9 protein-coding genes are annotated in these 12,439 nt (G+C 65.0%); 6 read left to right on the forward strand and 3 right to left on the reverse strand.

All coding sequences use genetic code 11. The features are described 5' to 3' along the window. Positions 1-80: 80 nt before the first annotated feature. Both AAFG07_RS12900 and AAFG07_RS12905 read left to right on the forward strand, forming a co-directional pair. The gene (locus AAFG07_RS12900; protein ID WP_342727597.1) at positions 81-3,017 is read left to right on the forward strand and encodes an Ig-like domain-containing protein; all 2,937 of its coding nucleotides are present in this window, start codon (positions 81-83) and stop codon (positions 3,015-3,017) included. A 67-nt stretch (positions 3,018-3,084) separates the two neighbouring features. Beyond that, complete coding sequence (locus AAFG07_RS12905) at positions 3,085-3,459, forward strand: hypothetical protein (protein WP_342727598.1); 375 nt, start codon at positions 3,085-3,087, stop codon at positions 3,457-3,459. A 12-nt stretch (positions 3,460-3,471) separates the two neighbouring features. Here the strand turns inward: AAFG07_RS12905 and AAFG07_RS12910 are convergent, their stop codons facing one another. Together AAFG07_RS12910 and AAFG07_RS12915 are read right to left on the reverse strand one after the other, a co-directional pair. Then, entirely contained in the window at positions 3,472-4,542 is a 1,071-nt protein-coding gene (locus AAFG07_RS12910) for a helix-turn-helix transcriptional regulator (RefSeq protein ID WP_342727599.1), read from the reverse strand. A gap of 138 nt (positions 4,543-4,680) precedes the next feature. Next, positions 4,681-5,328: a TetR/AcrR family transcriptional regulator gene (locus tag AAFG07_RS12915; protein WP_342727600.1), complete on the reverse strand. Its 648-nt coding sequence runs from the start codon at positions 5,326-5,328 to the stop codon at positions 4,681-4,683. 190 nt (positions 5,329-5,518) lie between these two features. Here AAFG07_RS12915 and AAFG07_RS12920 point away from each other — a divergent pair, with 190 nt between their 5' ends. The 3 genes from AAFG07_RS12920 to AAFG07_RS12930 all read left to right on the forward strand — a co-directional run bounded on the left by AAFG07_RS12920 (position 5,519) and on the right by AAFG07_RS12930 (position 10,670). Continuing rightward, on the forward strand, positions 5,519-6,865 hold the full coding sequence (locus AAFG07_RS12920; RefSeq protein ID WP_342727601.1) for an HlyD family secretion protein: 1,347 nt from the start codon (positions 5,519-5,521) through the stop codon (positions 6,863-6,865). Between the two features lie 50 nt (positions 6,866-6,915). After that, the gene (locus AAFG07_RS12925) at positions 6,916-8,505 is read left to right on the forward strand and encodes a DHA2 family efflux MFS transporter permease subunit (RefSeq protein ID WP_342727602.1); all 1,590 of its coding nucleotides are present in this window, start codon (positions 6,916-6,918) and stop codon (positions 8,503-8,505) included. Positions 8,506-8,870: 365 nt separating this feature from the next. Then, on the forward strand, positions 8,871-10,670 hold the full coding sequence (locus AAFG07_RS12930) for an ABC transporter ATP-binding protein (RefSeq protein WP_342727603.1): 1,800 nt from the start codon (positions 8,871-8,873) through the stop codon (positions 10,668-10,670). Positions 10,671-10,720: 50 nt separating this feature from the next. Here AAFG07_RS12930 and AAFG07_RS12935 read toward each other — a convergent pair whose 3' ends face one another. Next, complete coding sequence (locus tag AAFG07_RS12935) at positions 10,721-11,464, reverse strand: sulfite exporter TauE/SafE family protein (RefSeq protein ID WP_342729140.1); 744 nt, start codon at positions 11,462-11,464, stop codon at positions 10,721-10,723. 210 nt (positions 11,465-11,674) lie between these two features. On the opposite strand from AAFG07_RS12935, the gene AAFG07_RS12940 reads away from it, so the two are divergent. Further along, positions 11,675-12,403, forward strand: coding sequence for an alpha/beta hydrolase (locus tag AAFG07_RS12940; protein WP_342727604.1), 729 nt, complete (start codon positions 11,675-11,677; stop codon positions 12,401-12,403). Positions 12,404-12,439: the final 36 nt, after the last annotated feature.

Below are 12,439 nucleotides of genomic sequence, written 5' to 3' on the forward strand. Positions count from 1 at the left end.
AAAGGATTGCATCTCGCGCCAGCACGACAACTGAACGGAATTGGGGACGTTTTTCATTTCACCCAAGACGGAGTTTTCCCATGACTCAAGTTGTTAATCTGTCCGGCAATCAAGATATCGATGGCATTCTCTGGGGATGGGAGTGGGGATCTGGCGGCGCGCAGGATCTGACGTTTTCGTTTCCCACCAGCAGCGCTGAATACGGTTACCAGGAGATCGACAATTTCAGCGCGTTCACCGCGGCACAGCAGACGGCGGTGCGTACGGCGCTCGCCAACGTCGCAAGCTTCACCAATCTCACCTTCACCGAGACGACGAGCGCCGGCGCGACGCTGCGCTACGCCAATGCCGACAAGATCGACTACACTGACGACAGTAGTGTCGCCTTGCACACTGGACTGCATGTTCCCGGCAACGCGCCCGGCACCGCGGAGGCCAATCCGCCCGAACTGGGCTACAACGGCAGCGCTCCGTTCTCCGCGATGGGCGCGCAAGGCGACGCATGGTTCGTCACCGGCGGCTACACCAATCCGGTGCTCGGCAGCTTCCAGGATGCGGCCGGCATCATGCACGAGACCGGCCATAATCTCGGATTGAAGCACGGCCACGTCACGCAGGACGGGCACGGCGTGACGTTTCCCGCGCTGCCGGCCGATCACAATTCCTACGAATACTCAGTGATGACCTACAGCCAGTTTCCTGGCGACAATGCGACCAATGGTGACAACGCGCCCGATCATCCGACCACCTACATGCAGGATGACATCGCCGCGCTGCAGTATATGTACGGCGCGAACTATGGCGCCACGGCGCACAACGGCAACACCACCTATACCTGGAGCGCGACCACCGGCGAGGAGTTCATCGATGGCGTCGGGCAGGGCGCGCCGCAAAGCAATTTCGTGCTGATGACGCTGTGGGATGGCGGTGGCACCGATACCTACGACTTCTCCAACTACACGACCAACCTCTCCATCGATCTCAATCCCGGCGCCTGGACCATTCTGGACACCAGCGCGGCGCACGCGCAGCGCGCCGATCTCGGCAATAACGGGGCGGGCGGTGCCGAGTATTTCGCGCGCGGCAACATCGCCAATGCGCTGATCGATCCGACTAACCCGACCGAGACCGCATCGCTGATCGAGGACGCCAATGGCGGCTCGGGTAACGACACGATCGTCGGCAACGCCGCCGACAACGTGCTTCGCGGCAATGGCGGCAACGACACGATCGATGGCGGGGGCGGCACCAACACAGTCGTCTACAGCGGCAGCCGGCTGCAATACATCGCGACCCTGCTCGGCAGCGGCGCGATTCAGATCGCCGACCAGCGCGGCGGGTCACCTGACGGCACCGACACCGTCACCAACATCCAGAAATTCGAGTTCGCCGACGGCACATTCAACGAGACCGAAGTGCTGAACCGTCCGCCGGTGCTGTCGCCCGATCCGGGATCGCCGCATCCGCTGACCGAATTGGCCAACACCACCAATTCCGCCTCGCTGCAGGAACTTCTCGGCACACTGACGTTCACCGATGCGAATGCCGGCGACACTCACACCGCGAGTGAGGCGTTTGATACCGCGACCTGGTCCGGCGGCGTCACGGTTCCGCTCGCGACGCAGGCGGCCCTCGCAACGGCGCTGACCGATTCGATTGGCGTCGACGGCATCAGCGGGACGCTCAACTGGCAGTTCGACCTGGCGGACAGGAATCTGGACTTCCTCGCGACGGGCGAGACGTTGACCGTGGTCTACGACGTCACGGTGGCCGACCACCACACCGGCTCGAGCGTCAGCGACACTTCGACCCAGCAGATCACGGTCGTCTTCACCGGCACCAATGATCCCGTGTCGGTGGTGCCGGCACTGTCCAACTTGACGGGGACGATCAGCGAATTGCCCGGCGTCACCGGAAGTTCGACGTTGGATGCGACCACCGGCGCGATCGCCTTCACCGATCCCGATCTCAACGACCGGCCGACTGCGACGATCGATACCGCCGGCGAGACGGTGACCTGGCAGGACGCGACGCACGACTACACGTCGGAACTCACACCGGCGCAAATCGCCTCGCTCGAGGCAGCGTTCACGATCATGCCCGAGGTCGGCAACACCAACGCAGGCAAGATCGACTGGAGCTACAGCATCGTCGACAAGGATCTCGATTTCCTGTCGGTCGGCGAGAGCCTCACCGTCACGCTGCCCGTCGTCATCGACGATGCGCATGGCGGGGCCGTCACGCAGGATGTCGTCGTCACCATCAACGGCGCCAACGACGCGCCGATAGCGGTCGCGGACAGCAACGGCACGGCGAAGAAGTCGACGCTGTCGGTTGACGCGTCGCACGGTGTGCTGTCCAACGACACCGATCCTGACATCCACGATCAGGGCCACTCGGTGGTCAGCGCCGTGGACGGGGCGGCCGGCGATGTCGGGCACACCATCGCGGGCACCTACGGTTCGCTGACGCTGAATGCGGACGGCAGCTATGTCTATGTCGCCAACAAGGGGGGCTTGCCATCGCAGATCGTCGCGCAGGACACCTTCGATTACACGATTGCCGATCCGCATGGCGCAACGGCGTCGTCGACGCTGAGCATCGTCGTGTTCAATCCCGGCGTCGATTACCAGGCCGGAAGCCATACCACACTGAATGGCGGCAACGGCCAGGACGTGCTCGACGGCTCGGCGGGGCACGACATCCTGATCGGCGGCAATGGCCCGGACGTCCTGATCGGTGGCGATGGCGACACGCTGACCGGCAACAACGGACCGGACACGTTCCTGTTCCGCCCGCATTTCGGCACCAACGTGATCACCGATTTCGTTGCGCACAATGACGCCGTGCAACTCGACAAGTCGATCTTCACCAGCGTGAACGACATGCTATCCAATCACACGGCCGATACCGCCGCCGGCGCTGTCATAACGGACGCGTTCGGCGATACGATCACCTTTGCCGGGATCAAGGCGGCGGAGCTGCAAGCGCACGCAGGCGATTTCCATCTGGTCTGAGCCGGAGGAGGTCGTCCTGCCGCTTGATTCATGAAACCACCCGCTGCAATCTGCTTGCGGCGGGTGGATGATCGGAACATTCGAAATGACGTGGCGTTTGCCGGCATTTGCCATCTCCGCAATCACCCTTGGTGTGATCGACATGACCGCGACGACGCAGATGAACGCGACAAGTGCTCTTGCCGTTTCGCCGATCTCGGGCGCGGCGCCACTCGAAGTGACCTTCACCGGCATGGGGCCGGGGATGCCGGAGGCGGTGGTCGTGCTCGATTTCGGCGACGGCCGGACCGATGACACGATCTCACCGATCCGCGGCTTTCGACGGACGCACGTCTATAGCGCGGCTGGATCGTATACGGCCGTGCTCAAGAGCGGCGCGTACGGCGGTCAACGCCCGGCCGTGCTGGGCGAAATCGGGCGGGTGAGCATCATTGTGGATTGAGTCGAATCTCTCTCAGGCGATCCGAAGGACGAGGTTGACCAGTTCGGGCTGGCGGTGCGTGCCGGTTTTGGCGAAGGCCGACTTCAACTGGTTGCGTGCCGTGTCGCGAACGATCCCGAGCCGTTCGGCAGCGTCGTCGATCGAGAGGCCGCCCGCGAGCAGCGCCACCAGCCGCGCTTCTGCCGGCGTGAGGCTGAATGCCTGCGCGATCATGCCGGGCTCGGGCAGCGCGCGTGGCGTCAAATTGACGAAGATCAGCATCGCCCGCGCGCCGAGGAAGACGTTGCGTGCCGCACCGTCGATCGGCAACACGCGCAAAACCACCGGCCCCTTGTGCGTACGGCGGATCACGATCGGTTCGATCGGCAGCGCCGCGCGCTCGGGTGCGGCGCGGATCAGATCGACGACTTGATCAAGCCGCGCCTGTGCCGCTTTGTCGCGCACGATCAGCCGGCGGTCCCTGATCCTGATGTCCGCATCGAAGCCGGCATCGGCGGCTTCGTTGCGATCGATCACGAGGCCCGCGCGATCGAGTGCGACCGCCGGCTGCCGCACCCGGTCGAGAATGCCGGTCATGGAGGCGAGCGCGATGCGGCCGACCGCAGTCGACAGTGTCGCTGTCTCCGTCAGGCGCGGCCCCAGCTGCGCCAGCAGCCGCGTCTCGCGTGTCTCGAAATGTCCTTCCTCTCCGGTGCGCTGCAACGTCAGCACCCACGGTGCGCTGTCGGCCCAGAAGCCGATGCCGGCGAACCACTTGAAGCCGAACGGATACAGCACCTCATTGTACATCGGATCCGACCGGATCTGCTCGGGCGTCAGCAAATCCTGATCGGTGATCACTTCGCCGGCCATTGCTCGCGGAACGCCTGGAGCGCGCGAGTCCTGCTCTTGCCAGTTGTGTGCGAAGTAGAACTGCACCATCTCTTCGGTCGACGCGGTGCGCGGCACGTCCGGGGTCCGCACGTCGCTTTGCAGCAGCACGGCGCCGGTTGCGCCTACCGCTTCGCAGATCGACGTCATGATATCGGTCCACGCCGTCGGGTCGACCACTGCCTCCCCCAGCCGCGCCATCACGCTGGACATTTGATCTGGGTCGATATCCCCGCTCATACAGGGAATTGTCGCGCGAGGTGGCGTCGCGCGACAAGCGCCAAGTTGCGGTCCTACCAAAAGAAATAGTCGGATTGGACCGTCACTCGCCCATCTTGCGACGGCGGGGGATCAATTCGCCTGCTTCGGCCGGTATGCCGCGAAGAACACGCGCGTCGCGCTGTCGACGACGGTTGCGATCCGCTCCGGCGAGGGTGACGGATTGGCCTGGAAGATGAACGCCTGGAACAGCGTTGCCTGGCACATCTGCATGAACTGCCAGGCCGCGAGCTGATAGTCGTCGATCTCGAGCTCGCCGAGCGCGGCGCGCGCCTCGAGATAGGCGGCGAAGCGGTCGACGGTGTGGGCGATCACATGGGTGTAGAACCGGCTGCCGAGCTCGGGCATCCGCTCGGCGATCGCCATCACAGTGCGGATCGCGGAGCCGCCGCCGGGCCGGCACAGCACCGCGACATAGGCACGGCCGAATTCGGGGAGGGTGGTGTCGACGTCGCGTGCCGGATCGAAGTTGAAGGCGACCTTGCCCTGCTCGCGCTTCTCCTCCTCGACGATCGCCGCGAACAGCCCGGCCTTGTCGGGGAAATACACGTACAGGGTGCCCTTGGAGACGGCAGCGGCGCGGGCGATCTCGCCCATGCTGGCGCCGTCGAAGCCGAGCTCCAGGAATACCTTGCGGGCACCGTCCAGGATCTGGCGGCGCTTCGAGGACTCCTCGTCGCCGACGACGAGGTGGAGGGGGTTTGGGGGCGCTGCAACCATTGATTTAGCTTCTCGCGAACGAACTCAACCCGGAATCAGTCCGGGAAGAATCGAAGCCTTATAATCCGCTGGGCGGGAATGTAGATTGACCGAACCGTTCGGTCAATGGTATTAGCGAGAGTGACGATGCGCCGCACGGCCCTTCTTCCGCCATTGCGCGCGTCAAGATTTTTGGTGGGGAGCCTTGGTTATGGCCGCAGCACGGGATCAGGCTGCACGCATTGTTCGTTCCGGGCCTGAGATGGCCGCGGACGCGGTGGCGCGCGACGCGTCTGCCGACCTCGGCGAGCAGGCCAGAACCGACGAAGCAAAAAGGGCCGACGAAGCCAAGAGTCCCGGCGACAAGAGTCCCGGCGACAAGCTTCCCGGCGACAAGCTTCCCGCCGAGGCGCCGCCCGCTTCTGCGCCCGAACAGCCGGCGGCGTCGCCCGCCGCCGCGGCGCCGAAGTCCGGCAAGCGCAGATTCGTGATGATGGGCGTGCTCGGGCTGCTCGCGCTCGCCGCCGCGAGCTATGCCGCTTACTACCTGATGGTCGGGCGCTTCTACATCTCGACCGACGACGCCTATGTCCGCGCCAACAACACCATGCTCGGCGCGCGCGTCGCGGGCCATATCGCGGCGATCCTGCCCGGCGACAACGCGGTGGTGCGCGCCGGCGATGTGATCTTCCGGATCGATGACGGCGACTATCGCATCGCGGTCGACGCCGCGCGCACGCGGATCGCGACCCAGCAGGCGACGATCGAGCGCATCGGCCGCCAGGTCGCTGCGGCCGAAAGCGCGGTCGAGCAGGCGCAGGCGCAGCTCGTCTCCGCCGAAGCCGGCCTGAAGCGCGCCGATCTCGATTTCGATCGCCAGCAGGCGCTGAGCACCAAGGGCTTTGCCTCGCGCGCCACCTTCGAAGTCTCCGAAGCCGGCCGTGATCAGGGCGCGGCCGCCGTGCGGTCGGCGCAGGCCGCCTTCGACGCCGCAAAGAGCAACGTCGATGTCACCAAGGCGCAGCAGGCCGAGGCCCGCGCCCAGCTCGCCGAGTTGCAGACCCAGCTCGCCAAGGCCGAGCGCGATCTCGATTTCACCCAGGTGCGCGCGCCGGTCGACGGCACCTTCTCCAACCGTCTCGTCAACACCGGCGATTACATCAACGTCGGCCAGCGGCTCGGCAATGTGGTGCCGCTCGACGGCGTCTTCATCGACGCCAACTACAAAGAGACCCAGCTCAAGCGCATCCGCACCGGGCAGCGGGTGACGATCAAGGTCGACGCCTACGGCTTCCGCAAGTTCACCGGCATCGTCGACAGCATCTCGCCGGCCGCGGGCTCGGTGTTCACGCTGCTGCCGCCCGACAACGCCACCGGTAACTTCACCAAGATCGTGCAGCGTCTGCCGGTCCGCATCCGGGTGCCGAACAGCGTTGCGAAGCAGGGCATGCTGCGCGCCGGGATGTCGGTCTACACCACCGTCGACACGCGAGAGGGCGCGGCCGATGCCGACGCCGATACCGACCTCGACGCGCCGATGATGATCCATCCGCAGTGATGCCTTGAAGCTTCGAACCGCAGGTTCGAAGCGCGGAGCCTGATGAGCCCATGGCCGACGCGACCACTGCTTCGCCCTCGATGATGACCGGCGCTTCGGAGACCGAGCGGCTCCAGCCCAAGCGGGTGGTCGCCTTCATCATCATGGTGTTCGGCATGTTCATGTCGATCCTGGACATCCAAATCGTCTCGGCCTCGCTCACCGAGATCCAGGCCGGCCTGTCGGCGTCGTCGACCGAAGTGTCGTGGGTGCAGACCGCCTATCTGATCGCCGAGGTGATCGCGATCCCGCTGTCCGGCTTCCTGTCGCGCGCGCTCGGCACCCGGCTGTTGTTTGCGATCTCGGCGTTCGGCTTCACGGTGTCGAGCCTGTTGTGCGGCTTCGCCTCCTCGATCGAGCAGATGATCCTGTGGCGCGCGCTGCAGGGCTTCCTCGGCGCCGGCATGATCCCGACGGTGTTCGCCTCGGCCTACACCATCTTCCCGCGCTCCAAGTTCTACATTGTGGCGCCGATCATCGGCCTGGTCGCGACCCTGGCGCCGACCGTCGGGCCGACCGTCGGCGGCTACATCACCGATCTGATGTCGTGGCACTGGCTGTTCTTCATCAACATCGTGCCCGGCGTCATCATCACCGTCGGCGTTCTGGCGCTGGTCGATTTCGACCAGCCGAACTTCGCGCTGCTCGAGCGCTTCGACTGGTGGGGCCTGATCTTCATGGGCGGCTTCCTCGGCTCGCTCGAATATGTGCTGGAGGAGGGCCCGCAATATGAATGGCTGCAGGACACTTCGGTGGCGATCTGCGCCGCGATCGGCTTCGTCTCGGCGGTCGCCTTCTTCTGGCGGGTGCTGACCGCGGAGGAGCCGATCGTCGATCTCTATGCCTTCTCCAACCGCAACTTCGCGGTCGGCTGCGTGCTGCAGTTCTGCATCGGTATCGGGCTCTACGGCCTGACCTATGTCTATCCGCGCTATCTCGCCGAGATCCGCGGCTACAGCGCGCTGATGATCGGCGAGACCATGTTCGTCTCCGGCGTCACCATGTTCTTCATGGCCCCGGTGGTCGGCCGGCTGATGCAGAAGGTCGATCTGCGCTACATCATCGCCTTTGGCCTCGTCACCTTCGCGCTCGGCTCCTGGCAGATGACCTGGATCACGCGCGAGTACGATTTCTACGAGCTCCTGGTGCCGCAGATCCTGCGCGGCATCGGCATGATGTGTGCGATGGTGCCGACCAACAACATCGCGCTCGCCACGCTGCCGCAGGACCGCGTCAAGAACGCCTCCGGCCTGTTCAACCTGATGCGCAATCTCGGCGGCGCGGTCGGGCTCGCTTTGATCAACGAAGCGCTCAACGACCGCACCGATCTGCACATCTCGCGGCTGCAGGACCGCGTGACCTGGGGCAACGCGACCGCGGTCGAGACCCTCAACAATTTCACCCAGCGCCTGCAGGGCATGGGCGATTCCGCCACCATGGCGATGAAGCAGCTCTCGCAGCTCGTGCACCGCCAGGCCCAGGTGATGAGCTATGGCGACGCCTTCTTCATGCTGTCGCTGTTCTATGTCGGCCTCAGCCTGCTGGTGCTGTTCGTCAACAAGCCGCCGTCGATGACCGCAGGCGGCGGCGACGCGCATTGAGCGCGTCGGCTTCGCGTGCGGTGTGCGCCCGGTCGCGGGCAGAGCGTTGCATCGCCGACACATTGACGCACTCACGCGCTTGTCATCTTGCCAATCGCGCGTGATGCATTTATAAGCAGCGCATTCCTTACTCGAACCCGGGAGATGCGCATGAAGTCGTTTATTTCGCAGATCGCGCGCCCGCGTTCGACGGTGCTTGACGCGCCTTCGCGTTAGCTCCCGGCGCTGATCGGGCCTGATCCCCGATCACCCAAACTTCCCAACACGTTATCTACAATTTCCAGCGACATCAGCGGCCGGATTCCGTCCGCCTGTCGCCTCAGATGGAGCCGGCTTGCGCTGCAGAAGCGTGGCCGGAATGTGCCATGACCTCTCTGACATCAAAGCGACCGGCCGCGATCCGGATCGTCCTGCCATTCGTGTTCCGCCATTGGCTGGAGCAGCCGCTGCGCGCCTTCGCCGTGACAGCGGGCTTCCTCGGTGCGACCGCGGCCGACCTGTTCATGCCGGTGTTCTCCGGCCATCTGGTCGACGCGTTGACCGCGGGCGCCGCCGATACCGCCGCGCGCCATGCGGCGATGCTGGCGTTCGGTGCCATCGTCGGCCTCGGCGCGCTATCGCTGCTGCTGCGGCTGGTCGGTATCCAGACCATCGTGCCGTTCACGCTGAAGACGATGTCCGATGTCGGGCAGCAGGCCTTCATGCGCGTGCAACGCTTCTCGACCGACTGGCACGCCAACTCGTTCGCGGGCTCCACCGTGCGCAAGATCACGCGCGGCATGTGGGCGCTCGACCTGTTGAACGACACCATCCTGATGGCGCTGTTGCCGTCGCTCGTGGTGCTGCTCGGCTCGATGATCCTGCTCGGGCTGCACTGGCCGCAGCTTGGCGCGGTGATCGCCGTGGGTTCGGTGATCTATGTCGCGATGACCATGGTGTTCCAGGTGCGCTACGTCGCGCCTGCCGCGCGCGTCTCCAACGCGTGGGACACCAAGGTCGGCGGCACGCTGGCCGATGCCTTGACCTGCAACGCGGTGGTGAAGTCGTTCGGCGCCGAGACGCGCGAGGATATGCGGCTTGACGGCGTCATCAGCCGTTGGCGCCGACGGGTGTGGCGGACCTGGTTGCGCTACAACCACACCTCGACGGCGCAGCTCCTGGTGCTGCTGTGCTTCCGCGCGTCGGTGATCGGCGGCGCGATCCTGCTGTGGGCGGCCGGCCACGCCACGCCGGGCGACGTCACCTATGTGCTGACCAGCTACTACATCATCCACGCCTACTTGCGGGATGTCGGCATGCACATCAACAACCTGCAGCGTTCGGTGAACGACATGGAGGAACTGGTGCAGATCCATGGCGAGCCGCTCGGCATCGTCGATGCGGTCGATGCCAGGACGATCGACATCCAGGGCGGCAGCATCGTGTTCGACGACGTCACGTTCCACTATGGCGGCCATCGCCGGCCGCTCTATGACGGGTTGTCGGTCGACATCGATGCCGGCGAGCGCGTCGGCCTGGTCGGGCGCTCCGGCTCCGGCAAGACGACCTTCGTCAAGCTGGTGCAGCGGCTCTACGACGTCACCAGTGGCAAAATCCTGATCGACGGTCAGGACATCGCCAAGGCGACGCAGCAATCGTTGCGCAGCCAGATCGCGATCGTGCAGCAGGAGCCGATCCTGTTTCACCGCACGCTGGCGGAGAACATCGCCTACGGCCGGCCGGGCGCCAGCATGGAGGCGATCGAGCAGGCGGCGCGGCTTGCCAATGCGCACGACTTCATCATGCGGCTGCCGAAGGATTACGGCACGCTGGTGGGTGAGCGCGGCGTCAAGCTGTCGGGCGGCGAGCGGCAGCGCGTGGCGCTGGCGCGCGCGTTCCTGGCGGATGCGCCGATCCTGATCCTGGACGAGGCGACCTCGAGCCTCGATTCGGAATCCGAGGCGCTGATCCAGCAGGCGATGGAGCGGCTGATGAAGGGCCGGACCTCGATCGTGATCGCGCACCGGCTGTCGACCGTGCGCAGCATGGATCGCATCCTGGTGTTCGATCGCGGTGAGATCGTCGAGCAGGGCACGCATGAGGCGCTTGCCGCACGGCAGGGCGGCATCTACCGCGGCCTGTTCGAGCGGCAGGCGACCGAGTTCGGCCAGGCCGCGGCGGAGTAGGCGATGGCGCGTGGCTGATGGACCGATGTCCGTCAGCCGCGCGCTGTCGGCTATTTCGGCGCCAGCCCGTTCCACACCAGCGCCACGCCGGACAGGAACAGCAGCACCAGCACGACGTCGGAAAAATTGCGGTCGCTAAGCGCGTGGTAGAGGCGCGCGCCGAGCCAGGCGCCGAGCAGCGTTCCTGGAAACGCACAGGCCACGAGCCAGATCAATTCGGGCTTCACCAGGCCGCTTGCGATCTGGACCAGAAGCGCGGCCGCCAGGATCGTGAAGTTGAAGATCTGAAACACGCCGCGACGCTGCTGCTTGCCCCAGCCGCGCAGGCTCGCCCACAGGATCGGCAGCGGGCCGGACAGTCCGGCGAGGCCGCCGAGGATGCCGCCGGCAAATCCGATCGCGCCGTCGGCCCATTTGCCGCCGAAGGCGATCGACATCGGCTTGCGCTGCAAGAATAGCAGGGTCGGGAACACCAGGAGGAAGACGCCGATCGCCAATTTGAAGACCGCGGGGTCGGCGCGGGCGATCAGCAAGATGCCGATCGGCACACCGGCGAGTCCGCAGATCACGAACGGCCAGACCAGGCGGAAATCGATGGTCTTCCAGATCGACGGCAGCGTCGACACCTGCGCGATCACCGAGCAGACCAGCACCAGCGGCACCGCAAGCGTCGGCGGCAGCACATAGAGCCAGATGCCGAGCGCCATCAGCGCGGTGCCGAAGCCGGCAAGACCGGAGACGAAACCGCCGGCAAGCGCGCCGAAGAACAGGACCGCGTAGCTTGCCGCGTTCAGTTGCTTTCTCCTTCGTCGTCATTCCGGGGCGATGCGAAGCATCGAACTAAGGCGCGCAATTGCGCGCCTGAGAATCTCGAGATTCCGGGTCTGGTCCTTCGGACCATCCCGGAATGACGATCATGTTTTGCCGCGACGTTTACACGACGCGAGCGGCGGGTACACTTCAAAATCGCGGCTCATCGACGATAATCGAATGGAAGCACCCCCATGACTGCGAGTGTGTCGACTGCGAATTCGCAAAAAACCTTTCTGGTCTGTCACGGCGCCTGGTCAGCCGGATGGGCGTGGAAGAAAATGCATCCCCTGATGCAGGCCGCCGGGCACAGGCTGGTCACGCCGAGCTACACCGGGCTCGGCGAGCGCGTGCACCTTGCGCATCAAGGGCTCGACCTGGAGGCGCATATCCAGGACGTGCTCAGCGTCATTTCATACGAGGATCTGCGCGACATTGTGCTGGTCGGCCACTCCTATGGCGGCATGGTCGCGACCGGCGTCGCCGACCGGGTGCGCGAGCGCATCGCGCAGCTGATCTATATCGACGCCTTCGTGCCGCGCGACGGCCAGTCGCTGTTCGATCTCAACGAGGTGGCGATCGAGATGCGGGGGGCGGCGGCCAATGGCGACGGCTGGCGCATTCCGCCGATGCCGACGCCGCCGGATACGTCTCCCGCGGACGTCGAATGGCTGACCGCGCGCAGGGTCGACATGCCGATCAAATGCTTCGAGCAGAAACTGAAGCTGCAGCACGGCGAGACGACTTTGCCGCGCAGCTACATCTACGCCACCCGCATCACGCCTGCGGACACCTTCGGCCAGTTCGCCAGGCGCACGAAGAACGAAGCCGGCTGGCGCAGCTTCGAGATCGACGCCAGCCACTCGCCGAACGTCACCGCGCCGGAAGCGCTGATGGCGTTGCTGCAGGAGATTGTCTCGTAGCCGTCGTCATTCCGGGGCGAGCTTCGCATTTGCGGC

Source organism: Bradyrhizobium sp. B097, from assembly GCF_038957035.1.
In the GTDB taxonomy this organism is placed as follows: Bacteria; Pseudomonadota; Alphaproteobacteria; order Rhizobiales; family Xanthobacteraceae; genus Bradyrhizobium.